Source organism: Novosphingobium sp. BF6 (assembly GCF_058273105.1).
The window spans coordinates 2223976-2248803 of sequence record NZ_CM177775.1; the positions used below are offsets into that span (position 1 = coordinate 2223976).

Annotated in this window: 26 protein-coding genes; 11 read left to right on the plus strand and 15 right to left on the minus strand. The window is 65.5% G+C overall.

Translation table 11 applies throughout. The features are described from left to right. Positions 1-13: 13 nt before the first annotated feature. The 3 genes from AC4D6D_RS10855 to AC4D6D_RS10865 form a co-directional block, all read right to left on the minus strand. A complete protein-coding gene (locus AC4D6D_RS10855; RefSeq protein WP_491325272.1) occupies positions 14-1156 on the minus strand; it encodes an acyl-CoA dehydrogenase family protein in 1143 nt (380 codons plus the stop codon). A gap of 1 nt (position 1157) precedes the next feature. Continuing rightward, positions 1158-1643 (minus strand): hypothetical protein, encoded by a 486-nt coding sequence (locus AC4D6D_RS10860; protein ID WP_491325273.1) that lies wholly within the window; start codon positions 1641-1643, stop codon positions 1158-1160. Between the two features lie 94 nt (positions 1644-1737). Next, complete coding sequence (locus AC4D6D_RS10865) at positions 1738-3231, minus strand: CoA-acylating methylmalonate-semialdehyde dehydrogenase (protein WP_491325274.1); 1494 nt, start codon at positions 3229-3231, stop codon at positions 1738-1740. 146 nt (positions 3232-3377) lie between these two features. On the opposite strand from AC4D6D_RS10865, the gene AC4D6D_RS10870 reads away from it, so the two are divergent. The 6 genes from AC4D6D_RS10870 to AC4D6D_RS10895 all read left to right on the plus strand — a co-directional run bounded on the left by AC4D6D_RS10870 (position 3378) and on the right by AC4D6D_RS10895 (position 8146). Continuing rightward, positions 3378-4271 carry a LysR family transcriptional regulator gene (locus AC4D6D_RS10870; protein WP_491327240.1) on the plus strand — a complete coding sequence of 298 codons (894 nt, stop codon included), beginning with the start codon at positions 3378-3380 and terminating at the stop codon, positions 4269-4271. A gap of 54 nt (positions 4272-4325) precedes the next feature. Continuing rightward, positions 4326-4820: a flavin reductase family protein gene (locus tag AC4D6D_RS10875; RefSeq protein ID WP_147215272.1), complete on the plus strand. Its 495-nt coding sequence runs from the start codon at positions 4326-4328 to the stop codon at positions 4818-4820. Between the two features lie 74 nt (positions 4821-4894). Continuing rightward, complete coding sequence (locus AC4D6D_RS10880) at positions 4895-5647, plus strand: 3-oxoacyl-ACP reductase FabG (RefSeq protein WP_147215274.1); 753 nt, start codon at positions 4895-4897, stop codon at positions 5645-5647. A gap of 43 nt (positions 5648-5690) precedes the next feature. Continuing rightward, entirely contained in the window at positions 5691-6476 is a 786-nt protein-coding gene (locus tag AC4D6D_RS10885) for an alpha/beta fold hydrolase (RefSeq protein WP_491325275.1), read from the plus strand. A 96-nt stretch (positions 6477-6572) separates the two neighbouring features. Further along, positions 6573-6977 carry a Zn-ribbon domain-containing OB-fold protein gene (locus AC4D6D_RS10890; RefSeq protein WP_491325276.1) on the plus strand — a complete coding sequence of 135 codons (405 nt, stop codon included), beginning with the start codon at positions 6573-6575 and terminating at the stop codon, positions 6975-6977. After that, positions 6977-8146, plus strand: coding sequence for a thiolase family protein (locus AC4D6D_RS10895; protein WP_491325277.1), 1170 nt, complete (start codon positions 6977-6979; stop codon positions 8144-8146). Before AC4D6D_RS10890 ends, AC4D6D_RS10895 begins: the two co-directional genes overlap by 1 nt. Positions 8147-8181: 35 nt before the next feature. On the opposite strand, the gene AC4D6D_RS10900 is transcribed toward AC4D6D_RS10895, so the two are convergent. Beyond that, entirely contained in the window at positions 8182-9363 is a 1182-nt protein-coding gene (locus tag AC4D6D_RS10900; protein WP_491325278.1) for an acyltransferase family protein, read from the minus strand. A 169-nt stretch (positions 9364-9532) separates the two neighbouring features. Then, positions 9533-10315, minus strand: coding sequence for an SDR family NAD(P)-dependent oxidoreductase (locus tag AC4D6D_RS10905; RefSeq protein ID WP_491325279.1), 783 nt, complete (start codon positions 10313-10315; stop codon positions 9533-9535). Between the two features lie 155 nt (positions 10316-10470). On the opposite strand from AC4D6D_RS10905, the gene AC4D6D_RS10910 reads away from it, so the two are divergent. Together AC4D6D_RS10910 and AC4D6D_RS10915 are read left to right on the plus strand one after the other, a co-directional pair. Beyond that, on the plus strand, positions 10471-11721 hold the full coding sequence (locus AC4D6D_RS10910; protein WP_491325280.1) for a CaiB/BaiF CoA transferase family protein: 1251 nt from the start codon (positions 10471-10473) through the stop codon (positions 11719-11721). Between the two features lie 163 nt (positions 11722-11884). Next, complete coding sequence (locus tag AC4D6D_RS10915) at positions 11885-12139, plus strand: hypothetical protein (protein WP_491325281.1); 255 nt, start codon at positions 11885-11887, stop codon at positions 12137-12139. A 166-nt stretch (positions 12140-12305) separates the two neighbouring features. Here the strand turns inward: AC4D6D_RS10915 and AC4D6D_RS10920 are convergent, their stop codons facing one another. Beyond that, a complete protein-coding gene (locus AC4D6D_RS10920) occupies positions 12306-13088 on the minus strand; it encodes an enoyl-CoA hydratase-related protein (RefSeq protein WP_491325282.1) in 783 nt (260 codons plus the stop codon). 33 nt (positions 13089-13121) lie between these two features. Further along, positions 13122-14102 (minus strand): NAD(P)H-dependent flavin oxidoreductase, encoded by a 981-nt coding sequence (locus AC4D6D_RS10925; protein WP_491325283.1) that lies wholly within the window; start codon positions 14100-14102, stop codon positions 13122-13124. A gap of 171 nt (positions 14103-14273) precedes the next feature. Here AC4D6D_RS10925 and htpX point away from each other — a divergent pair, with 171 nt between their 5' ends. Next, complete coding sequence (gene htpX / locus AC4D6D_RS10930) at positions 14274-15143, plus strand: zinc metalloprotease HtpX (RefSeq protein WP_491325284.1); 870 nt, start codon at positions 14274-14276, stop codon at positions 15141-15143. 101 nt (positions 15144-15244) lie between these two features. Further along, positions 15245-16660 (plus strand): aromatic ring-hydroxylating oxygenase subunit alpha, encoded by a 1416-nt coding sequence (locus AC4D6D_RS10935; RefSeq protein WP_491325285.1) that lies wholly within the window; start codon positions 15245-15247, stop codon positions 16658-16660. A gap of 63 nt (positions 16661-16723) precedes the next feature. Here the strand turns inward: AC4D6D_RS10935 and AC4D6D_RS10940 are convergent, their stop codons facing one another. The 3 genes from AC4D6D_RS10940 to AC4D6D_RS10950 all read right to left on the minus strand — a co-directional run bounded on the left by AC4D6D_RS10940 (position 16724) and on the right by AC4D6D_RS10950 (position 19376). Further along, positions 16724-17539 (minus strand): LysR family transcriptional regulator, encoded by an 816-nt coding sequence (locus AC4D6D_RS10940; RefSeq protein WP_147215295.1) that lies wholly within the window; start codon positions 17537-17539, stop codon positions 16724-16726. A 58-nt stretch (positions 17540-17597) separates the two neighbouring features. After that, the gene (gene apaG / locus AC4D6D_RS10945; RefSeq protein ID WP_147215886.1) at positions 17598-17996 is read right to left on the minus strand and encodes a Co2+/Mg2+ efflux protein ApaG; all 399 of its coding nucleotides are present in this window, start codon (positions 17994-17996) and stop codon (positions 17598-17600) included. Positions 17997-18167: 171 nt separating this feature from the next. Further along, a complete protein-coding gene (locus AC4D6D_RS10950; protein WP_491325286.1) occupies positions 18168-19376 on the minus strand; it encodes a trans-sulfuration enzyme family protein in 1209 nt (402 codons plus the stop codon). A gap of 131 nt (positions 19377-19507) precedes the next feature. Between AC4D6D_RS10950 and AC4D6D_RS10955 the strand changes: the two genes are divergently transcribed. Further along, entirely contained in the window at positions 19508-20791 is a 1284-nt protein-coding gene (locus AC4D6D_RS10955) for a phospholipid carrier-dependent glycosyltransferase (RefSeq protein WP_491325287.1), read from the plus strand. A 17-nt stretch (positions 20792-20808) separates the two neighbouring features. On the opposite strand, the gene AC4D6D_RS10960 is transcribed toward AC4D6D_RS10955, so the two are convergent. The 5 genes from AC4D6D_RS10960 to recO form a co-directional block, all read right to left on the minus strand. Then, positions 20809-21156: a hypothetical protein gene (locus AC4D6D_RS10960; RefSeq protein ID WP_491325288.1), complete on the minus strand. Its 348-nt coding sequence runs from the start codon at positions 21154-21156 to the stop codon at positions 20809-20811. 78 nt (positions 21157-21234) lie between these two features. After that, a complete protein-coding gene (locus AC4D6D_RS10965; RefSeq protein WP_491325289.1) occupies positions 21235-21882 on the minus strand; it encodes a DUF2238 domain-containing protein in 648 nt (215 codons plus the stop codon). 11 nt (positions 21883-21893) lie between these two features. Continuing rightward, entirely contained in the window at positions 21894-23069 is a 1176-nt protein-coding gene (locus AC4D6D_RS10970; protein ID WP_147215303.1) for a glycosyltransferase family 2 protein, read from the minus strand. A 62-nt stretch (positions 23070-23131) separates the two neighbouring features. Beyond that, positions 23132-24175, minus strand: a complete 1044-nt coding sequence (gene leuB / locus AC4D6D_RS10975) for a 3-isopropylmalate dehydrogenase (RefSeq protein WP_491327241.1) — start codon at positions 24173-24175, stop codon at positions 23132-23134. Between the two features lie 19 nt (positions 24176-24194). Next, a complete protein-coding gene (gene recO, locus AC4D6D_RS10980; protein ID WP_491325290.1) occupies positions 24195-24800 on the minus strand; it encodes a DNA repair protein RecO in 606 nt (201 codons plus the stop codon). Positions 24801-24828: the final 28 nt, after the last annotated feature.

The window sequence follows — 24828 nt, forward strand, 5'->3', positions numbered from 1 at the left end:
GTCCTGTGGCCCGTTACTTGAGGAGGTCGCGGCCGATGATCATCCGCATGACCTCGTTGGTGCCTTCGAGGATACGATGGACGCGCAGGTCGCGCCAGAATCGCTCGATGGGATAATCGCGCAGATAGCCGTATCCACCGAACAATTGCAGCGCGCGATCTACCACCGAGGAGCCGGTGTCGCTGGCCATCATCTTTGCCATCGCGGCGAAGCGGGTCTTGTCGGGCGATCCGGCAGTGACCTTGGCGGCGGCGAGATAGAGCAGCGCGCGGGCGGCCTCCAGTTCGGCGGCCATGTCGGCGAGGGTGAACTGGGTGTTCTGGAACTCGGCGATAGGCTGGTCGAACTGCTTCCTGTCCTTCACGTACTGGATCGCCTCGTCGAGGCAGCGCTGCGCCCCGCCCAGCGAGCAGGCGCCGATGTTGAGACGGCCGCCGTCAAGCCCCGCCATCGCAAACTTGAAGCCGTCGCCCTCCGCGCCGACGCGGTTTTCCGCCGGGATCCGGGCATCCTCGAAGATCACCTGCGCAGTGGGCGAGGCATTCCAGCCGAGCTTCTTCTCCGGCGCGCCGAAGGAAAGGCCGGGGGTATCCTTGTCCACCACGAAGCAGGAGATGCCGCGCGACTTGTGCTCGCCGGTACGGGCCATGACGACGTAGACGTCGTTGTAGCCGCCGCCGGAAATGAACTGCTTGGTGCCGTTCAGCACGTAGTGATCGCCGTCCAGCTTCGCGGTGGTTTTGAGCGCCGCCGCGTCCGAACCGGAGCCGGGTTCGGTGAGGCAATAGGAGCCGATCTTCTCCATCGCGCAGAGATCGGGCAGATAGCGATCCTTGAGCTGCGCATCGCCGAACCGGTCGATCATCCAGGCGACCATGTTGTGGATCGAGATATAGGCGCTGGTCGCCGGGCAGCCATAGGACATGGCCTCCATGATGAGCGCCGCTTCGAGACGGCCGAGGCCGATGCCGCCGCTTTCCTCGGACACGTAGATCGCGCCGAAGCCGAGTTCGCCCGCCGCCTTCCAGACGTCCACCGGATAGTGGTGCTTCTCGTCCCACTCGGCGGCATAGGGCGTGATGCGGTCTGCGGTGAACTTGCGCGCGGTCTCCTGGATCGCAAGCTGGTCCTCGGTCAGGCCAAACTGTTCAGTCATCTCAATCCCTGTCAGGCCCTTGGGGGCACTTCGTGTATGTGAGGGTGCCGGGCATGGCGTCCGGTCCGGTATCCTTGCGGATCAGTGTCTTGCCACCGTCGGGCGACGACAGCGCGACGTCAAGTTTCCAGCTCTGTCCCTCCCCGGAGAAAGCGAATTCGCCGTCGAGCGCGGAGGCCGAACCGGACCTGATCGTACCGAGCTTCGCCACCGATTCGTAGAACTTCAGCGTGTCGGCGTCGACCGTCAGCAGACCCTTGGCGTCTCCGAGAGTACTGGTGCAATCGGCATCGACGAGCCCCCAGCGCCCCTGCAACTGCGCGGGGATAGCCGTGGGTATCGCCGCCGTCGTCACCGTGGGGGCAGGCTCCGGCACTTGCGTCGCGGCTTCCGTCGGCTTGGCCGGTTCCTTCGAACAGGCGGCCAGAGCGAGGGCGAGCACCGAGGCAGTCAGGGCCGGAACGAGAACTCTGCCGATCTTCGTCATCAAGCATACTTCCATATCTGCGGGTGTTCGCGAGGAAACACCCGCATCACATGACCTGTTCCCCCGGCTCTGCTCCCCGGCCCTGCTCCCAGCCTCAACCCATGGTCGGAATGATGAAGGCGCTGTCGCCCGCGCCGCCGTCCGGCCAGCGCTGGGTCACGGTCTTCACCTTGGTCCAGAAGCGCACGCCTTCCATGCCGTACTGGTTGTGGTCGCCGAAGGCCGAGCGCTTCCAGCCGCCGAAGCTGTGATAGGCGACCGGCACCGGGATCGGCACGTTCACGCCGACCATGCCGACCTGCACGCGGTTGACGAATTCGCGCGCGGCATGACCGTTGCGCGTGAAGAGCGCGACGCCGTTGCCATACTGGTGCTTCGAGGGAAGTTCGACGGCTTCCTCGAACGTCTTTGCGCGAACGATCTGGAGCACCGGGCCGAAGATCTCTTCCTTGTAGGCGCTCATCTCGGTGGTCACGTGGTCGAACAGCGAAGGGCCAACGAAGAAACCGTCCTCGTAGCCCTGAAGCGAGAATCCGCGGCCATCGACGACCAGTTCCGCGCCCTCGTCCACGCCGGTCTGGATCCAGTTCTCGACCTTCTGCTTGTGGATGGAAGTGACGACCGGACCGTACTGTGCCTCGGGATCATTGGAGACGCCGACCTTCAGCTTGTCGATTGCGGCAACAAGCTTTTCGCGCAGGATCTCGGCGGTTTCATCGCCTACGGGAACGGCCACCGGCAGTGCCATGCAGCGTTCACCCGCCGAGCCATAGGCAGCGCCGATGATGTCATTGACGGCCTGGTCCATGTCGGCATCGGGCATGACGATGGCGTGGTTCTTGGCGCCGCCCATCGCCTGCACCCGCTTGCCCGCCGCGACACCGCGCGAATAGACGTAGTGGGCGATGTCGGACGAGCCGACGAAGCTGACGGCAGCGATGCCCGGATGGTCGAGGATGGCATCGACCATCACCTTGTCGCCATGCACCACCTGAAGCACGCCCTCGGGCGCACCGGCTTCGAGGAACAGTTCGGCCAGGCGGTTCGGCACCGAGGGATCGCGCTCCGACGGCTTGAGGATGAAGGTGTTGCCTACCGCGACGGCGGGCGCGAACATCCACATCGGGATCATCGCCGGGAAGTTGAACGGGGTGATGCCCGCGCCCACGCCGAGCGGCGCGCGCAGCGAATAGACGTCGATGCCCGGTCCGGCGCCCTGCGTATACTCGCCCTTCAGCATGTGCGGGATGGCGCAGCAGAACTCCACGACCTCAAGGCCGCGCTGGATGTCGCCCTTGGCGTCGTCCACTACTTTGCCGTGCTCGCTCGCCAGCAGTTCGGCGAGGCTCTGCATGTCCCGTTCGATCAGTTCCTTGAACTTGAACAGCACGCGGGCGCGGCGCTGCGGGTTCATCGCCGCCCACTTGGGCTGCACGGCCTGCGCGGTGGCCACCGCACGGTCGAGCAGCGCGGCATCGCCCAGCGGCACCTGCGCCTGCACCGCGCCGGTGCTGGGGTTGAAGACATCGCCGAGACGGGCGGCCGAACCGCCGCTTCCGCCGACAACGAAGTGGTCAATCAGGCGCATTCCTCATCCTTTCGCATATCTTCCGGCAGGCGCGCGCGGCACCCTTTCCATGGTAGGTGGTCCCGCTCCGATTTGCAGGCAAGCTGAAAATACGCCATCGATAACTGCACATTTGCAGCCGCAAGGACCATATTCCCGCCGTGACGATGCCTTCAATCGACTGGAGCGACTACCAGGCCTTCCTCGCCATCGCCCGCGCGGGGCAACTGGCAGGTGCCGCCCGTGCCCTCGGTGTCGATCCGACGACCGTCGGCCGCCGCCTGCGCCGCCTGGAAGCCTCGCTGGGCACCGCGCTTTTCGAGCAGACCCGCAGCGGCCAGGAGCTGACCGAGGCCGGAGAAACCCTGCTTGCCTCGGTGGAAGCCATGGCCGGCGCGGCAGCCCGGATAGCCGAGCAGGCCGAGGGGAACGACGGCCTCTACGGCACCCTGCGGATCAGCACCTCGGAAGGGTTCGGCTGCTGGTTTCTCGCCCGTCACCTTCCCCGCTTCCAGACCGCCCATCCCCGCCTAGCCATCGATCTCGTCGCCAGCAGCGGCTTTCTCAGCCCGACCCGGCGCGAAGCGGACGTGGCGATCATGCTCTCGCGTCCGCGCACCGGCCCCCTGGTGGCGCACAAGCTCTCGGACTACACGCTGAAGCTCTATGCCGCGCGCGACTATCTCGATGCCCACGGAACGCCCGCACGCCCCGCCGACCTGCTCGAAGGCCACACGCTTGTCGGCTACATACCCGACCTCATCTACTCGCCGGAACTGCGTTATCTCGATGAGATCCAGCCGGGGCTGAAAGCGGCGATCCGCTCCCCCAGCATCACCGCGCAGCACAGCATGATCGCGGGCGGCGGCGGTTTGGGCGTATTGCCCTGTTTCATGGCCGAAACCGACCCGCGCCTCGTTGCCGTGCTGCCGGAAAGGCGGATCGTGCGCAGCTTCTGGTTCGTCACCCATCAGGACATCCGCAAGCTGCCGCGCGTAACGGCCTTCCGCCAATGGCTTGACGAAACCGCCGCGCGGATGGAGGGGATACTGAAGCCCTGATGCTCCGCCCCGCCTTTTCATGACCGCCTCTTCCATGACAGGATGAACCTCCCAGTGACGACAACGACCATCGATCCGGCAGAATTCCGCAAGGTGCTGGGCAGCTACCCGACCGGCGTCTGCGTGATCACCGCGCTCGACGACGACGACAGGCCCGCGGGCATGGTGGTCGGCTCGTTCACCTCGGTCTCTCTCGATCCGCCGCTCGTGGGCTTCTTCCCCGACCGCCGGAGCACCTCCTGGCCGCTGATCGAGAAGGCCGGGCATTTCTGCGTCAACGTCATGGCCAGCGACCAGACGGACGTCTGCCGCGCCGTCACGGCGAAGGGCGACCAGAAGTTCGTGGGCGTCGACTATATCGTCTCCGACCACAACCTGCCGATCATCCGGGATTCGATCGCGGCCATCGAATGCCGTCTCTACTCCGTGACGGAAGCCGGCGACCACTGGTTCGTGCTGGGCGAGGTCCTGCGCATGGAAGCCGTTCGCGAGGAAGATCCCATGCTGTTCCACAAAGGCCGCTACGGCGGTTTTGCCGAGCGGATGTAACCTCGCCGCTTGACTCCCGCACGGCGCGCTGTCCACCTGTTCAGTACAACAGAGGTTTCGCGGGAGAGAATTGCATGACACGTTCGCTTGAAGGCAAAGTCGCCGTCGTCACCGGCGGCGGCTCGGGTATCGGTCGCGGCATCGCCGTGCGGCTGGCGGAAGACCGGGCCAGGATCGCCGTATGGGACCTGAACCCTGAAGGCGCGGCCGAAACCGTGCGGATGATCGAAGACGCCGGCGGCAAGGCCATCGCCCTGACCGCCGACTGCGCGGACAAGGCCGCGATCAGGGCCGCCGCCGAAGAGACCCGCACGAAATTCGGCCCGATCACGATCCTGGTCAACAATGCGGGCATTGCGCCGTTCACGCCCTTCCTCGACATCGCCGAAGACGAATTCGACAAGGTGATCCGCATCAATCTCAAGGGGCCGTGGCTGGTCACCAAGGAGATCGTGCCGGACATGCTGGCCGCCGAGTGGGGCCGGATCATCAACATCACCTCGTCCTCCACCCAATCCGGCTCCTTTGCGCAGAGCCATTACGTGTCTTCGAAAGGCGGCCTGCTCGGCATGACCAAGGCGCTGGCGATGGAACTGGGCGGCACCGGCATCACCGCGAACATGATCCCGCCGGGCTCGATCGACACGCCGATGCTGCGCCAGGCCCCGATCGACGCCGATGCCTATGGCAAGTCCTTGCCGGTGAAGCGGCTCGGCCAGGTGGCCGACATTGCCGCCGCCGCCGCGTTCCTCGCCTCGGAGGAAGCCAGCTACATGACCGGACAGACGATCAGCACCAACGGCGGGCGTTACATGGGCTCGGCCTGATTTGTCAGGTGCGTCATGGGAGGGAGGACGCTAACCTGCCCCCATGACGCAGGATTTCCGGATCGACATCGAAGGCGCAGCGCTGGTCGGATGGCACCGCGAGGGCGAAGGCACACCGCTGGTACTCGTCCACGGTTTCGGCGGCTCCCGGCACGACTGGGAGCCGGTCGTGGCTGCCCTGCCCGCCGATCTCCCGCTGATCGCCTACGACCAGCGGGGCTTCGGCGACTCCGACGCGGTTTCCGGCGAAGCCTTCTCCCACGCCGAGGACCTTCTGGCCTTGCTGGATAGTCTCGGGATCGCGCAGGCCGACTTGTGCGGTCTTTCGCTTGGCGGCGGAACCGTGCTCAACTTCGCCCTGAACCGTCCGCGGCGGGTGCGGCGGCTGGTGCTGGTCAGCCCGCTCATCGTCGGCTGGTCGTGGAGCGCGGACTGGATCGCGCGCTGGAAGGCCATCGGCCGTACCGCACGAGATGGCGACATGGCGACCGCGCGCGAACTCTGGTGGCAGCATCCCCTGTTCGACACCACCCGCGCGGGACCGGAAGCCGACCGCCTTCGCACCGGGATCGACGCTTTCCACGGCCGCCAATGGATCCGGGACGACCAGCGCCCGGAACTGCCGGAAGTCGATCGGCTGACGGCGCTCGCCGTGCCGACCCTGCTCCTGACCGGCAGCCGCGATACTCCGGACTTCCGGCTCATGGCCGAGCTGATCGTCGGCGCGAGCGAGCATGTGACCCGCATCGATCACCAGGACGCAGGCCATTTGCTCAATCTGGAAGCACCGGAACGGATCGGCGGCGAGATCGCCGCGTTTCTTCGCTAGCCCGCCTTCGGAGCGCCGCCGCGATCAATCCAGCGCCCGCCTTGACGCGGGCGCCGCCGCACCGGACGTCTCATCCCGACGATTGGGAGAAGAACGATGAATCCACCGCGGCCACGGCCGAAGCTGGACCAGGAGAATACCGCGTTCTGGACGGGCGGCAGCGAAGGCAGGCTGAACATCGCGAAGTGCGGCGATTGCGGTGAGTTCACCCATCCTCCGCGCCTGCTCTGCCGCCACTGCCACTCCGAGAACATCGCAGCCCATGCAGTGCCGGGCACCGGCGTGATCGACAGCTTCACGGTAAACCACCAGCCCTGGGCCAGGGATCTGAAAGTCCCCTATGTGATCGCCCGCGTGAAGCTGGACGGCGCGCCGGGGGTCTATCTCACCACCAACATCGTCAATTGCCCGGTCGATGCGGTCGATTTCGAAGACAGGGTCCGCGTCGTGTTCGAAGAGCAGGACGGCATTTTCTACCCCCTCTTCGAGAGGATGGCCTGATGCCCGGCGTGGAAGCCTATATCACCGGCCTCGGCCAGTCCGAAGTCGGCGTGCGCCTGCCGCGCCATCCGCTGCTGCTGACCGTCGATGCCGTGCGGGAGGCGCTGGACGACGCGGGCCTGACGCTCTCGCAGATCGACGGCGTGTTCACCTATCCCGGCAAGATGAGCGGCTACACCGCCTTCTCCCCCGTCAGCAGCGACGATCTGATCGAAGTGCTGGGCATCCGGTCCAAGTGGCACCTTGGCGCGATGGAGCAGCCCGCGCAGCTTTCCGCCATCGCGGCGGCGGCCATGGCGGTGAAGCAGGGCCTCGTGCGCCATGCGATATGCTTCCGCACCGTCTACGAAGCCGGCGGCATGGCCGATCCCGGCACCTACATGTCCGGCATGAAGCAGGATACGGTGTCCGGCCCCTCGCAGTGGACCAGCCCGTTCTGGGCCACGTCTGCCGCCTGCTGGACCGCGCAGTACGCCGCCCGGCACATGCACCGCTACGGCATGACGCGCGAGCAGCTCGGCCAGATCGCCATCAACGCGTCGAAGAACGCCATGCGCAACCCCCGCGCGCGGGCGATCACCAAGGAAGAGCTGACGCTAGACAAGTACATGTCCGCGCGGATGATTACCACGCCGCTCTGCCTCTACGACTGCGACCGCTTCACCGACGCGGCGACGGTGGTGATCGTTTCCGCCGGAGACGCGCTGGACGAAGTGAAGACCACCCCCATACGCATCGCCGCGATGTCTGGTTCGGTCGATCGCTATTCGTGGGATCAGGCCGAGTGGTTCGCCACCTACGAGACCGGCGCTGACCTCTGGACCCGCACCGACTACACCGTGAAGGACGTGGACACCGTCCAGTTCTACGACGGTTTCGCGTTCCTGCCGATCACCTGGCTGGAAGGCCTCGGCTTCTGCGAAAAAGGCGAAGGCGGCAAGTTCATCGAGGGCGGCACCCGCATCGCCTTGGACGGCGAACTGCCGATGAACACTTTCGGCGGCCAGCTTGGCGCGGGCCGCCTCCACGGCTTCGGCTTTGCGCATGAGGCAGTGAACCAGCTTCGCGGCACGGCTGCGGGGCGGCAAATCTCAGGCGATCCGAAAGTGGCGGTGGCGACTTCCGGGGGTGGGCCGATGGCGGCGGCATTGTTGCTGGCGCGGGATTGAAGAGCAGGGATAAAGCAGGGGAGCCCTGCACTTCTTCAAGCGACGGCCACCTTACCTGCCACTTTGCGCTGCCCACGATGACGCTTGAGGCCGATCAAAGGCCGCAGCGGCCCGATCTCCCGGCCGATCAGGTAGAACAGCCAGGATCCGCCCGCGACGGCGGCGCAGAGGGTAAGGAACTCCGCCAGCGCGCCGAGGCCCATGTCGCGGATACCGTAGCTGACGAAGACCATCACCGTCTGGTGGGCGATGTAGATCGGGAACACCGCCTCCACCAGCGTCGCGCGCCAGCGGTGGTCGAAGTTCCAGAAGCGGTCGGCAATGCCGAACAGCGCGATCACCGTGCCCCAGCACTGCATCGACTTGGCGAAGGACAGCGGCTGCTCCCAGGCCGCGGGAGTCGGGATATTGCCGGGATAGAGCAGCGTGTCGCCGATAACCCATGCATAACCGAGGAGACCGAGCGCCAAGGCCGGTTTCCACTGGCGCGCGATCGCCTGTCGCATCGGCTCCGAGCCGCGCAGCAGGAAGCCGAACAGGAACATGCCGAAATAGTGGAGGTGCGCGCCGCGATCCTGAAGGAAATTGTGCATGTCCGTCCAGCCGTAGGGCAGCATGCGGATCAGGAAGATCAGCGCGATGCCCAGCGGCAGCAGCGCCGGTCCCGAGAGCAGCCGCCCACAACCGCGGCGAAGCGCCTCCTGCCAGGCTTTCGGCAGGACCATCAGCGCCGCGCAGAGCACCAGGGTATAGGCCAGCAGGTAGATCACAAACCACATGTGCATCGTGGCCGGAAGCACCTCGTATCCTACTTTGTGGAAGCGGAAGGCATCGTAAAGCAGGAAGTAACCATATCCATGCTCGTAGCCGCTGTTGACCAACCCCATGTAAGGCTGCGGCGGTACCACCACGGTAAGGCCGAAAAGCAGAGGAATTCCAAGGCGCAGGATGCGGCTCTTCAGGAAGGCCCGATTGTCGCCGTCCTTCTTGAGCAGAGCCGCGCTGGCATAGCCGGAAATCGCGAAAAGCAGCGCCAGGCGCCAGGCGCTGAGGCCGAGCAGCGGAATCTCCGCCCAGCCGACCACACCGCGCGAGGGCGTCTGATACCCCCAGGGCGTGAACGAAAAGCCGACGTGGTAAAAGATCAGCAGAACGAACGCGCCGATGCGCAGCCAATCCATTCCATAGTGGCGTTGCGACGGGGCAGGCTTCATCATTCTCCGGTAGCGTGGACGGATCCGCCAGGGTGCGGAAGCCCGGCTCACTTAGGGATTTCGCGGCTTTTTCGCAATGACGGGGTTGTATCAGGTCGTCGCAGCCACCCGGCGGAGCGGTCTTTCGGCACCCGTCCTGCCGGAAACCGGCGTTCCGAATCAGCTCCTTAAATCAGTTCTCGCCCGGCTCGATCCAGGTCGTTCGGGTCACGCGCGGACTGAGATATTTGGTCGCGGTCCAGCCGCCATCGACCACGATCGACTGGCCGTTGATCATTTCGCTGCCGGGCAGGCAGAGGAAGGCTATCACCGAGGCAACATCTTCCGGCAGGGCCAGGCGCGGATAAGGCGTGGTTTCCACATTGGCGCGCTTGAAGCCCTCGTCCCCGAAGCGGTGGCGCACCATGTCGGTCATCGTGACGCCCGGCGCCACGCAGTTCGAGCGGATGCCGCGCGGGCCGTATTCGCAGGCCATGTGCTCGGTCAGCGACTTGAGGCCGCCCTTCGCCGCCGAATAGGCGCCGCCGCGACGACCGCCGACATGCGCGAACGTGCTGGTTACATTGACCACGCTGGCCCCTTGCGAGAGGTGCGGGATCACGTCGCGACACAGGCGAAACGGCGCGACCAGCATGATGTCGAGGAAATCGTCCAGCGTCTCGTCGTCGGTCTCGTCCAGCGGCTTGGGGCTGCCGACGCCGGCATTGTTCACCAGCGCGTCGATCCGGCCGAAGCGTTCCAGCGCGGCCTGCACGATCCGCCCCGGCGCCGCCGGGTCGGTCAGATCGGCGCTGATCGCCAGCACATGGTCGGGGTTGCCGATCTCGGCCTCCAGCGCGGCCAGCTTGTCCCTGCTGCGACCGACGCCGACAATGGCGAAACCTTGAGCATGGAGAATCTTCGCCGTCTCCAACCCGATGCCGCTGCCCGCGCCGGTGATGATCGCCGTCTTCATCGCATGCTCCCGTTGACCTCTTTCACTTCGGGCTAGGCGCATTCCGCTCCGGGGATAAGCCCGGGCACGCCGCCTGGGATGCTTGATCGTCGCCGCGATAAGCAGCCCCGCTCACCTTGGCCGCCCCAAAGCGCCGGTCTAGCCTTGGCTCCATCATGAGCACCAACCAGAACGATAAAGCCGCATTGGGCGGCATCCGCGTCATCGACATGAGCCGCGTCTTCGCCGCCCCGGTAGGCTCGCAGATCCTTGGCGACCTCGGCGCGGACGTCATCAAGATCGAGCGCCCCGGCGTGGGCGACGACGGACGCGGCTACGGCTTTTCGTGGGTGCCCGGCAAGGACGGGATCGAGACCCGCCATTCCAGCTTCTTCACCGTCTCCAACCGCAACAAGCGCTCCATCACGCTCAACCATTCGAAGCCGGAGGGCCAAGCGATCCTCAGGGAACTGGTGAAGACGGCGGACGTGCTGATCGAGAACTACAAAGTCGGCGATCTCAAACGCTTCAGCCTCGATTATGAGAGCCTGCGGGAGGTCAACCCGCGCCTGATCTACTGCTCGGTCACCGGCTTCGGCCAGACCGGCCCGATGGCCGCGCGTCCCGGCTATGACGGGCTGTTCCAGGCCACCGGCGGCATGATGGCCGTGACCGGCATTCCCGAGGGCCAGCCCGGCAATGGCCCGCTGAAGACCGGCCCCAGCCTCGTCGACTTCGTGACCGGCCACAACACCGCCCTCGCCATCCTCGGCGCGCTGCAATACCGCAACCGGACCGGCGAAGGGCAGTTCATCGACATCGCCCTGCTCGACAGTTCGGTGGCGATGGTCAGCCACATCATGCAGGACTACCTGATCAGCGGGCAAGCCCCTCCCCGGCTTGGCAACGGCGGCAATGGCGGCGGCCCGGCAGACCTGATGCGCTGCGCCGACGGCATCATCTACCTCACCGCCGGCACCGACGAGCACTATCGCCGCCTGACCGTGCTGATGGAACAGCCCGAACTCTTCACCGACCCGCGCTTCGACAGCAACCTCAAGCGCGGCAAGACCAACCGCGCCCAGCTGATGGACATCATCAACGCCTGGAGCGAGAGCTTCTCCGTTACGCAGATGCAGGACATGCTGGACGGCGTCGGCATCCCCGCCGCGCGCTACAACGAACTGGCGGACGTGTGGGAGGACGAGCAGGTCAGGCACCGGAACTTGCGGGCTACCACGCCCCACGCCTGGGCCAAAAGCGGCTCGGTGGACCTGATCGCCAGCCCGCTTGCGAAAATGTCGGCCAGCCCGGCGACCATCCGCATGGCCCCGCCGATGCTGGGCGAACATACCGCCGAAGTGCTGGCCGAGATCGGTATCGACGAAGCGCGGCTGGCGGAATTGCGGAGTTTGGGCGCGGTCTGACGCTCCAACCTAACGACTATCGCGGCACCATACCCTTCCTCGTTCCAGCGCAGGCGGGAACGACAGGATACCCTCGACGGCAATCTGCCGCACGGTCCGTGCGGGTTGCGGGGATGATATGCTCATGCAAGTAAGGTAGCCAACACATTGAAGGATAGACGTAATGCCGACCATGCAGGACAAGCGACATGACTTCCTCTGGCTCGTGCAACTCTGGATGCAGCGGGAGCGGGACATTGCAGGCTGGACGGCAACCTGCGGCGATGCCGTGGCCGTAAGCTACAGGATTCCCGCCGCGATGACCGCGCGCGATGCCGCTTTCGACTTCCTGTCGTTCCACAGCGCCTCGTTCCGCGGCGAGACGGAGAACGAATGCCCGGAATGGCTGACCGCGCTGAGCGATCCCAGCTACGAATAGCGGGCGCGTTTTCCTACAGGGCATCGCCTGGGCTATGCTCCAGGCGATGCCGGCATTTTACCACCATATCTCGCAAGCGCCGCCCGGTCGGAAGCACCCTGCGCAAGGTGACGGTTTTTCTCCCTGGACCGTGTCAGCCGTGTCAACCTGACCGCCTTTTCCGCGATCAGCGCCCCGTGAAGACCGCCTCCCGCTTTTCGGCAAAGGCCGTCACGCCCTCGACGAAATCCTCGGTTCGGGAAGCATCGCGCTGGCCGAGGCGCTCGTTGATGAGGGCCTGCTCCAGCGTGCAGTCGGTCGCCGCCCAGGCCACCTGCTTGATCCGGCGCAGCGACCACGGCCCTCGCGCCAGCTCGCCCGCCAGAGCAAGCGCAGCGGCATCGAGCTCTTCATCGGGCACCACGCGGTTGACGAGGCCCCATTCCAGTGCCCCGGCGGCGGGCAGGCGCTCGCCCAGCAGCATCATCTCCATGGCGCGCACCCGGCCCACGGCGCGGGTCAGCAGCCACGAGGAACCCCCGTCGGGCACGAGGCCGACATGGCGGAAGGCCTGGAGGAAAAACCCGCTTTCTCCGCAGAGGATCAGGTCGCCCGCCATCGCCAGCCCCGCCCCCACGCCCGCCGCCGCACCGCGAACGGCGGTGACGACCGGCTGCTCCATGTCGCGCATGGCGATAATGACCGGGTTGAAGTGGCGGTCCAGCAGCGTGCCGACGTCCCGGCGCGGATCGGCGAGCATATCGCCCGCATCGCCAAGGTTGGCGCCCGAACAGAACGCCTTGCCTTCCCCCGTCAGCACCACCGCACGCGCTTCGAAGGCGGCGCGGTTCAGGGCGTCGAACAGTTCCTCGCCCATCTGCGCCGAACCGGCGTTGCGCGTGGCCGGATCGTTCATCGATATCCGCGCGACGCCGCTCTCCAGGCTGTAGAGGATCTTTTCGTAAGTCATTTCAGGCATCGCTCCGTCGATCTGCGTACTGGCTCAGGCCAGCATCGTTCCGAGACGGGCATTCACGATTTCCTCGGCTTCGGCAACGATCCTATCGATCAGTTCGCGGCAGGTGGGCAGGTCATGGATCAGGCCCTGTACCATGCCTGCCCAGAAGATGCCTTTGGTCAGGTCGCCGCTCTGGAGCAGTTCGCGGCCCACCGCCCCGGCGACGAGATGCCGGATGTCGTCGAACGTCGATTCGGGGCGGGCGGATATCTCGACCACTTCGTCGGACACGCCGTTCTTGCCGACGCGCGCGGTGTTCTTGAACTTGCGGAAGATCAGGTTGGTCCCGCGCTCGTCGTTCTCGATGTACCTGGCCTTCACGTTGTCATGGATCGGCGCCTCCCGCGTGGCACAGAAACGGGTGCCCATGTTGATGCCCTCCGCCCCCAGCGCCAGCGCCGCGACGAGACCGCGCCCGTCGCCGAAGCCGCCGCTCGCCAGCATCGGGATCGAGATCCTGTCCGCCGCCGAAGGGATCAGGATCAGGCCGGGAATATCGTCTTCACCGGGATGCCCGGCGCATTCGAAACCGTCGATCGAGATGATGTCGCAACCGTGCTTCTCGGCCGAGAGCGCGTGGCGCACGGCAGTGCATTTGTGGATCACCGTGATCCCGTGCGGCTTCACCAGTTCCCAGATCTCGCGCACCTGCTGGGTACCCGCCGTCTCGACGATCTTCACGCCGCCGTCGATCGCGGCCTGCGCGTAGCCCTTATAGTCTGGCGGCAGCAGCGTCGGGAAAACGGTGATGTTCACGGCGAAGGGCTTGTCGGTCATCGACTGGCAGCGCTCGATCTCCTCGCGCAGCGCCTGCGGGCTGGGCTGCGTAAGCGCGGTCAACGTGCCGAGGCCCCCTGCATTGGACACCGCGCTGGCCAGTTCGGCCAAGCCCACCCCCTGCATGCCGCCTTGCACGATCGGATGCTCGATGCCGAGCATCTCGGTGACGCGGGTCCTGAACGCCATGGCTGTAAACTCCCCAAAAGCCTCTTCGCGGCCGTCCTAGGCGGGATCGGCGCGCTTGGGGACACCTCAGCAGCGCAATTCGCGTCGGCGATGGAATGCCCGTTCCGGATATTGAAAGTCCGCAGGTGATACCCAGATTCGACAGACAACGATTTCAAGGAGTTTGCAGAAGTGAACGGTTTCAAGACGGCCATGCTGCTGGCGGCGCTGACAGCGCTGTTCATGGGGCTGGGCTATATCTTCGGCGGTAGCGGCGGCGCGATGATCGCGCTCATCGTGGCGGCGGGGATGAACCTGTTCACCTTTTGGAACGCCGACAGCATCGTCCTGAGGATGCACAATGCCCGCGAAGTGGACGAACGCACCGCGCCGGAATTCTACAATCTCGTCACCGAGCTCGCCCGCCGCGCGCAGCTGCCGATGCCGCGCGTCTATCTGGTCGAAAGCCCGAATCCCAACGCCTTCGCCACTGGCCGCAATCCGGAGCACGCCGCCGTCGCTGCCACCACCGGCCTGCTCGACATACTGGACCGCGAGGAAGTGGCGGCCGTCATGGCGCACGAACTGGGCCATGTGAAAAACCGCGATACCCTCATCATGACGATGGTGGCGACGATCGCCGGGGCCATCTCGATGATCGCCAATTTCGGTCTGTTCTTCGGCGCAGGACACGGTGAAGACCGCCCTAACCCGATCGCTGCGATGGCCGCCGTGTTCATGGCCCCTTTCGCCGCGATGATCGTGCAGATGGCGATCAGCCGCACCCGCGAGTTCGACGCGGACAAGGCCGGTGCCGAGATCAGCGGCAATCCGCGCGCGCTCGCCTCGGCCCTCGCCAGGATCGCAGGCCCGGCACAGGCGGTGCCGAGTGTCGCTTCGCAGCGCAATCCGGCCGCCGCGCAGCTCTATATCGTGCCTACCGCTGTTTCGGACCTGTTCTCCACCCATCCGGCGACCGAAAAGCGGATCGCGGCGCTGATGGCCATGGAGAACGCGCCTCCGCGCCGATCGGCATCGGCTCTCGATCCGACGCGGCGATAAGCTCCAAATAGCGCGGCCACGATAGGTCCCCGCATTGCCTGACCCGCCCCCGGTTGTACATTCGTTCAATACGAACGAAGAACAAGCCGAGAGGTGTCGGAGTGCTGAAATCTGTCGACGGCGGGCTGCGGTCCGTCCCCTATCCGATCGATGATCCCGAGCGGATCCCGGCCAAGCGCTACTACGATGCCGATTTCTACCAGGCCGAACTCGACCATCTCTGGCCGCACGTCTGGCAGATGGCCTGCCGCGAGGAGCAGATCCCCGAGGTCGGCGATTGGATCGAATACGAGAACCTCGGCAAGTCTGTCATCGTGGTGCGCGCAGCCGGCGGCGTGAAGGCCTTCCATAACGCCTGCCGCCATCGCGGCGTGCCTTTTGCGGGCGGCACCGGCCATGCCCACGGCAACTGCAAGAAGTCCGGCTTCGTCTGCCCGTTCCACGGCTGGCGCTGGAACATGGACGGCGAATCCACCCAGGTCTACGGCAAGCACATGTTCTCCGAGCGGCAGCTCCAGGAAGACGATATCAACCTGATCCCCTGCCGTGCCGAGACGTTCATCGGCTGCGTCTGGATCAACCATGACGACGATGCGCCGTCGGTGCGCGAATCGCTCGGCCCGATAGCAGTCAACCTGGAAGCGCGCGGGCTGGACAGGATGCGCGCGGAATGGTGCTTCGGTGCCGAACTGCCTGCCAACTGGAAGATCGCGATGGAGGCCTTCATGGAGGGCTACCATGTGATGCAGACGCATCCGCAGCTCCAGCACGCCGCGCCGATGATGTACGATTCGATGTACAAGACCCCGCGCGGCCCGGTGCCGATCATGGCCGAACCGCACTTGTCCTATCGCGAGAACCAGGAGCTACAGGTCAGGTCGATGGCCCTGCTCAGCGAGGGCATGGCGGGCATGGTCCATGAGAAGGAAGTGGAGATCGCGCGCGGGCTCATCGGCATCGAGGAAGGCCTGCCGGAAGACCAGAACATGGCAATGTTCCATTGGCTGGGCATCGTCATGCACCAGATCACCGAGCAGCTGAAGGCGCGTGGAGAACCGGTTCCCGATCTCTGCACGCTGTCGCAGACACACCCGGTCAACGCCGTGGAATTCCTCTTCCCGCACTATTTCCTGCTGCCCTACTTCACTTCGATGTCGGCCTACCGCATCCGCCCGACCGGGCCTGAAAGCTGTTTCTTCGAGATCTGGTCGCTGACCTACTGCGCGGAAGGGGAAAACCCAGAGCCGGTCATGGAAGCCACCGTGCTTCCCTATAACAGCCCGGATTTCCCGCCGATCCCGCGGCAGGACTATGGGAACATCCCGCTTCAGCAGAAGGGCCTGCACGCCAGCGGCTTCGAATTCATGCGCCTGGCCAAGGACGTGGAAGGCCTGATCAGCAACTACCAGCGGATCATCGACGGCTATCTCAAGGGCGTGCCGCAGGACAAGCTTGCCACGGCCATCCACAAATTGGGCGGCAACTTCGACGGGCAGATCGAGGAACTCGGTTTCTGACGATGCGATGCCTGCTGCGATTGTCCACAAATCGCGGCAGGTCCGGCACATGTCGGCGCCTCGCTATCCGTCGGTCGGCAGGTCCGTCAGAGCCGCGACCAGTGCCTTGACCTTCTTCTGCCGCCACTGAGGGAGCGGCGCCACCAGCCAGTAGCCCCGGCGGCTCGGCGTGGTCGTCTGCATAACGCTGTCGTCGCCGGGGGCGATCAGGCCCTTGGCGAGAAGACCCGGCACGCGGGCGCGCCCAAGCCCGGAGCGCGCGGCGGCAATCGCTTGCCCGGCATCGCTCACCGCGATGGCGGGCTTGGCCTCCTCTTCGTTGTCTTCGGCTTCGGCGCCCGGCGTCGGGTCGCCCGGCCAGCCGATCCAGTCGCCCTCGCCCACTTCGACCCATTCCGCCGCGCCCAGAGCCGCGCCTTCGAGTTCACCGGGACCATCGGTCCAGCGCACGGCCAGATCGAGGTTCGCCTCGGTGAAGTCGGTCAGTTCGCCGTCGACGATGACATAGCGCACTTGCGGATTCTCGGCGCGGAACGTCGCCAGTCGCGGGGCGAGCCAGGCCGCGAAGAACTCGCGCGGCGCCGCGATCGTGTAGACATGGCTGGACTGGCCCGCCTGCATCGCCTGCACCGCATCCTCGAAGTGCAGGAACCCGGTGCGCAGCGCGGCAAGGCCGGCGCCCGCTTCGTCGGTCAGCTCCAGCCCCTTGCTGGTGCGGCGGAACAGGACCACGCCCAGCAGGTCCTCCAGCGCGCGGATCTGCTGGCCGACGGCCGCAGGCGTCACCGCCAGTTCGTCGGCGGCGCGGGTGAAGGAGAGGTGGCGTGCCGCTGCGTCAAACACGCGCAGGGCATTGAGGGGCAGGTGCGTGCGCTTCATGGGAGTTCCCTATGCGCTGGCTTGCACACGGGCAATGGCGAACTGACTTACGCCCGCGTCAACGCGCCGTCGCGGGCGCCGCAAGCGGGAAGAACGGGATCAGCGCCTCCACCTCGCTGCCGTCGTCGCGCAGGAAAGTGTAATGCCCCTCCATCGAGCCCTGCGGCGTCGGCAGCGGGCATCCCGAGACGTAGTCGTGGCTGTGGCCGGGGGCGATAACGGGCTGTTCGCCGACGACACCCTCGCCGTCGACCATGCTGACATCGCCGTTGCCGTCGGTGATCCGCCAGTGCCGGGTCATGAGTTGCAGGGTCTCGTCCGAATCGTTCTCGATGCGAATGTGATAGACCCAGAACCACTTACCCGCCTCGATGCGCGATTGCTCGGGCAGGAAGTTGACTGCGACCCTTACGGTCACGCCGTCCGTCATCGCGGTATGTTGGAAGAATTCCTTCATAACGCTCACGAGACTAACGAGGAATTGACGGCACGACAACTGCGCAGGGCGGAAGCAACGTCCCGATTTCGAGCGGTTCGCCGTACGGCAAGGGCTGCAAAACGATAAACGCCTGTAAAGGAACCCGCGCCGACACGGCGAAGCCGGTGCGGGGCCGCCCGGCGCGGTTCCTCAGAGGCCTGCCTTGCTCAGCGCCTGATCGAGGTCCTCGATCAGATCGTCGGCATCTTCTAGGCCGACATTGATGCGCAGCATGCCTTCGGTAACGCCCATGGCCTCCCGCCCTTCCGGGCCGACGCCGTGGTGGGTGGTCGAGGCGGGATGGCACATCAGCGAACGCGAATCGCCGATGTTGTTGGAGATATCGATCAGTTCGAGCGCATCGAGCAGCGCATGGGCCTGCGCGCGGCCGCCCTCGAGTTCGAAGCTGAAGATCGGCCCGCAGGCGTCCATCTGCTTCTGCGCGAGCGCCTGCTGCGGGTGGCTGTCGAGCCAGGGGTGCAGGATCTTCGGCACGCGCCCGGCAACGAACTCACCGACCTTGAGCGCGTTCTCGCTCTGCTTCTTGGCGCGCAGATCGAGCGTTTCCAGACCCTTGAGCACGACCCAGGCGTTGAAGGGCGAGAGGTTCGGCCCGGTGTTGCGCTGGAACGGCAGGAGCTTTTCGTTGATGAATTCCTCAGTGCCGCAGACGGCACCGGCGAGCACGCGGCCCTGACCGTCCATCAGCTTGGTCGCGGAATAGGCGACGACGTCCACGCCGAACTCCATCGGGCGTTGCAGCACCGGCGAGCAGAAGGCGTTATCGACCACGGTGGTGATGCCATGCGCCTTGGCGATGGCGCAGATGCCTTCGATGTCGGCGATGTCCATGGTCGGATTGGCCGGGGATTCGAAGAAGAACACCTTCGTATTCGGACGGATCGCCGCTTCCCAGGCGGCGGTGTCGGTGGCGTCGACCACCGTCACTTCAATGCCGAAGCGCGGCAGCAGGCTGTCGCCCAGCCAGCGGCACGACCCGAAGGCGGCGCGGGCCGAGACCATGTGGTCGCCCGCCGAAAGCTGGCAGAGCAGCGCCGTGGTCATCGCCGCCATGCCCGAGGCCTGGGTGCGGCAGGCTTCCGCGCCTTCGAGCAGGGCGATGCGCTCTTCGAGCATCTGCACGGTCGGGTTCTGGAGACGCGAATAGGTCATGCCGTCGTCCTCGCCCTGGAAACGGGCGGCGACGGTCGCGGCATCGTCGTAGCTGTAGCCGGAGGTGAGGAACAGCGCCTCGCTGGTCTCCCCCATTTCCGAGCGCCAGGTTCCCCCGCGGATCGCGCGGGTGGCAGTGCGCCAGTTGCGGGTCTTCGAGCGGTCCTGTCCGGTGGTGCGTTTCATGGCCCAAGCCTCTAGGATCGCGACAGCGCCAGTGCAAGCGCCTCTGCAACCTTCCCTCGCGTGCCGCTTCGGTGGAGCAAGTTTCCGGCAGTCTTGCAGTCCCCCCGCTTCGCCCTTATTCCGCCGCTCCGATGCCGAACGCTTCGCGCAATGACCGAGATCCGATCGGCTGGAGCCTGATCGTGGCGGGCCTTTTCCTGGCCCTCGCCCTGTTCCGACTCGCGGAGCCGGGGCGCTACTACTTCGACGAGGTCCACTACGTTCCGGCGGCGCTGAAGCTGCTGGACCTCATCCCGGCCAACCGCGAGCACCCGATGTTCGCCAAGGAAGTGATCGCGGGCTTCATCGCCCTGATCGGCGACCGCCCGCTGGCCTGGCGCATCGGCCCATTGCTGTTCGGCGCCTTCGGCCTGTTCGCCTTCGCCCGCTTCGTCTGGCTTTTGTCCGGCCGCCGCCGCGCGACGATCGTCGCAGCGGTGCTGCTGGCGACGAACTTCATGTGGTTCGTCCAGAGCCGCATCTCGATGCTCGACATGGTCGAGGCCGCGCTCTGCATGGTCGGGCTCTGGCAATTCGCCGCAGCCCTGCGCGCGCGGACGCGCGGCATGGCCCGCGGCCATCTGGCGGCGGCGGGCATCGCGCTCGGCCTTTCGCTCGGGGCCAAGTGGAGCAGTGCGCCTGCACTCATGATCCCCGGCCTGTGGTTCCTGGCGCTGCGCATCCGCGAGAGCGGCTGGAAGCTCGTCGGCCGCAAGGGAGCCGGTCCGATCCCCGGCATCTCGCTGGTGGAGGCGGCGTTCTGGCTCGGACTGCTGCCGCTGCTGGTCTATTGGGCGACTTACGCCCCAGCCATGTTCTACAGCATCAGGCCGACCTCGCCCTGGGGCTTCATCGAGCAGCACCGGCACATGATCGCGCTTCAGGACAGCGTGAAGAAGCCCCACCCCTATCGCAGCTACTGGTATCAGTGGATGGTCGACTGGCGGCCGATCTGGTATCAGTTCGAGAACATCGACGGCCATCAGCACGGTATCGTCATGCTGGGCAATCCGGTCTCGATGATCGCCGGTCTCTTCGCGCTGGTCTGGGGCCTCTGGGCCTCGCTGCTCCGCGCTAGGCGCGACGTGCTGACCGTGATCCTGCTCTACGCGAGCACGCTCGGAATCTGGATCGTCAACGGCAAGCCGATCCAGTTCTACTACCACTATCTCCTGCCCGGCGCCTTCCTGATGGCGGTGCTCGCCTTCGCGCTGGACGCGCTGTGGCAGCGCAAGGACCGCTGGCGTCACCTCGCCACCTGCACGTTCGTCGGCTCGGTCGGCCTGTTCGTGCTGTTCTACCCGATCATCTCGGGCGCGCCGCTGCCTACCAAGGAATTCTACAATTTCTGGATGTGGTTTCCGAACTGGCGCTGAGGGCCAAGGCTGAGCGTTCAGGCGCCCTGCATTTCGGCCGTCAGCACGTCGATCCGGCAATCGCCTTCCAGCAGCAGCTCGATCACACCTGCAGTTCCCTGCGGCCGGCGATGGCGGGCCGGCCATCCCTCGCGGCCGGCGATGGCGAAGACTTCGGCAATGGTCAGCGGCGTGGCCAGAGCGATACCGCATTCGCCCGAGGACGGCGCCCCTTCCGGCCGCTCCAGCACTTCGAGATCGGATCCCTGCCCTGAAGTGATGAGCCAGCCCGCCCCGGCATCGACCACCGGGCGATCGACGATTTCGGCAAGCACGGCCGCGACATGACGTGGATCGCGGACCTTCATGGAAACGCGCAGTATCATGGTTCGCCCTATCCCCCCGCCGGTTCTCCGCGAAGACAGGATCGCATCATACTCTACAAAGGGAATCCGGCGAACGCCTTACCGGCACCGTCGAAGGTATTTTCTGGAGAGGCCCGCTTTCACCCGCAGGAAAACAGCCGCGAGCGCCGCCCCCAGCCCCGCCATCGCCATGTCCTTCTGCGGGTCCCAGGGATCACCCTGCTGCCCGTTGTAGGCCAGCGCGTCCGGCCCCGCCATGAACACGGTGAGCAGCCACTCAAAGATTTCGTAGAGCGCGCTCCCGGCGAGCACGAATTCGACCGCAATGTAGGTCGCGAGCGTCAGCGACAGCGCCTTGTGCCGGGCCAGCCAACACGAGATCGGATGGACCCAGAGCGCGCCGAAAGCGAAATGGACCAGCCGGTCCCAGGAATTGCGTTCAAGCCCGAAGGTCGCGGCAGGCGAAGGCAAGCCTAGCGCACGCGCCCAGTCCTCATACGGAACGAAGGAATAGATGTAGCGCCCGCCGATCGTGTGGAGCACCAGGAACAGGCAAACGCAGATCACCGCACTCGTCGGCATCGGCCAGCGCCGCAGCGAGCAGCCGATAGCGGCGAGGATCGCCAGCGTCGGCAGGTTCTGCATCGGCGCCAGACGCGGAAACGGCGTGTCCAGCAAGCTGAACAACGCCGCCATGCCCGTCACCACGAGCAACAGGATCTGCCCGCGCGGCACGCGGTGCCGCATCTTGATGATGCTCAGTACTTGCCCCAGACGAACTTCGACGAGAGCGCGAAATTGAACACCGAGGCAAGCAGCACGCCGGTGATCACTGCCAGCACGTCATGTATGCCGATGGTCTTGAGCACGGCCGCCGAACCGATGTTGGTGAGCAGGCCCAGCGAGCAGGTCAGTGCGAACTGCGCCCAGCCGCGCATCAGCGGGCCGAAGCCGCGCAGGCGCTTGTCCGAATACGTCAGCTCATTGTTGAGCACGAAGTTGAACGTCATCGCGACGACCGCCGCAATGGTGTTCGAGATGTTGAAGGTCGCGCTCTCCGACCAGTTGCCGTAGACGAAGCGCTCGGCGAACACGAGGTGAAGCATCACCCAGAGCACGCTCAGCTGCACCACCACGCCCAGCGCACCAACGGTGCCGAACAGCGCGAAACGGGTCGGGATGATCCGACCCAGCCACTTGTCGTAAAGGCCCACGAGGAATTCGAACACGACGGTCTGGTCCAGTTTGCTTTCACCTTCCGCACGTGCCGCGAAATGGAGCGGGAACTCCTTGACTCGAAGCGGACGGTCGACGGTTGCGAGGATATCGAGAAGAATCTTGAAGCCCACGCCCGAAAGGCGGTGCGCATCGGCGCGCAGGGTTTCGGCGCGGAGCATGAAGAACCCGCTCATCGGGTCGGTCAGTTCGACTCCGGTCACCTTGTTGGCGATGCGGTTGGCAAAGCCCGAGGCCTTCACGCGATCGGGACGGCCCCATGCCTCGGTGCTGGCACCTTCGGCGAAGCGCGAGGCATAGGCGAGATCGTATTCGCCCGAGGTCACGGCCTTGAGCATACCCGGCAGCAGCGCCGGATCATGCTGGTGGTCGGCATCCATCACCGCCACGACCGGCGCGGCGGTGGAGCACATGCCCTCGATCGCGGCGCTGGCAAGGCCGCGCCGCCCGATCCGCTGGATGCAGCGCACGCGCGGATCGACGAGCGACAGACGGCGCGCCTCGTCCGAGGTGCCGTCCGGGCTGTTGTCGTCGACGAAGACGGCTTCCCACGACACGCCTTGCAGCGCAGCGTCGAGCCGCTCGATCATCGTCGCGATGTTCTTGCGCTCGTTATAGGTGGGCAGGACAATCGCCAGCTCCAGCGGTCTGGCGCCAGCGTCGATCGTCCCTGCAATATCCGAACCGGTAATGTTCATGCGCCCCGTGGTAGGTGGTAAATCTGAATAAATCTTGTCACCGGTGAAGGCCCGCGAACGCCTTACAGGCGTTCGAGCACCGCGTCACCGATTTCCCGCGTACCCGCGGTGCCGCCGAGATCGCCGCCCTTGATCCCGTCGGCCAGCGTCTTCGCGACAGCCGCCTCGATCCGCGCCGCCTCGGCTTCGAGACCGAGCGAGTGGCGCAGCAGCATGGCCGCCGAGAGGATCGTCGCCATCGGATTCGCGAGGCCCTTGCCCGCGATGTCCGGCGCCGAACCGTGGATCGGCTCATAAAGGCCATAAGTGCCCTCGGCAAGGCTGGCCGAAGCGAGCAGGCCGATCGAACCGACGCACATCGAGGCCTGGTCCGAAAGAATGTCGCCGAAGAGATTGCCGGTGACGATCACGTCGAACTGGCCGGGGTTCTTCACCAGCTGCATCGCCGCATTGTCGACGTACATGTGGGTGAGTTCGACCTCGGGATATTCCTTGGCGACCTCGATCACCACGTCGCGCCAGAGCTGCGAGGTTTCGAGCACATTGGCCTTGTCGACCGAACAGAGCTTCTTGGAACGCCCCATCGCCGCCTTGAAGCCGACATGGGCGATACGGCGCACTTCGTCCTCGGCGTAGGACATCATGTCCCAGCCCTGACGGCGGCCGTCTTCGAGAGTGCGCATGCCCTTCTCGCCGAAGTAAACGTCGCCGTTGAGTTCGCGCACGATCAGCAGGTCGATCTTGCTGGCGACTTCTGGACGCAGCGTGGTCAGGTCCTCAAGACCGGCGAAGACCTGCGCCGGGCGCAGGTTCGCAAAGAGGCCGAGTTCCTTGCGCAGGCCGAGAATGGCCTGTTCCGGGCGCAGGTGGCGCTCCAGGTGGTCGCAGGAGAAATCGCCCACGGCGCCGAACAGGATCGCCTGCGCCGAGCGCGCGATGTCCAGCGTTTCGGCGGGAAGCGGGTGGCCGTGCTTGTAGTAGGCCGCGCCGCCGACATCGCCTTCGACCAGCTCAAGCCCCGGAAGTTCAAGCTTTTCGAGAACACGCACCGCCTGCTCGGTGACCTCGGGACCGATCCCGTCTCCTGCAAATACCGCGATGCGCATGTCGTTCTCCGCTTGCTTCTCAGCCATGAATCCGTGCCAGCCGCTCACGCAGCAGGACGCGCGACCCCATAGCGTCTCCACGCCGATCGGCAAGCGGATAGCGCGCAAGCTCGCGCCCGAGCCGGTCGAAAGTGGTGAGTATCGCGCCCCAATCGTCGTCCTCGGGGCGGCCGACCGGCACGCCGTAACCCAGTTCGCGCAGCAGCAGGACCTCGTAGGACAGCAGCGGCAAGGCCCAGCCCCGCGCCGAGGGCGCGACGCAGATCGCGTCCAGCAAGGCGCAGAGGGCATCGTAGAGCGCAGGGAACGGTTGCCGTTCCGGCAAAGCCATGGCGGTGAGCGCCGTGACCCAGGAAATCGCGGCAGCGGGCAGTGGTTCGGTCAACCAGGGACCGCGGCTGGTGACGAGTTCGATCCGCGCGAAGGGAAGCTGGCTGTCGCTTTTGGAGCGGACTTCCGCCTCCACGGCATTGCCGGGAATCAGCACCGGGCGCAGTTCCCGCCCCCTGCCCCCGGCGACATAGGCCGCGACGACCCCCGCCTCGGCCGTAAGCAGCCGGGCGATCACCGCCGCCTCGCCGTGCGGGCGGGCGGCGCAGACTATGGCAGGCGCGCGAAGCTGCATGAGGTGCGGTTAATGGCGTTCGCGCTGC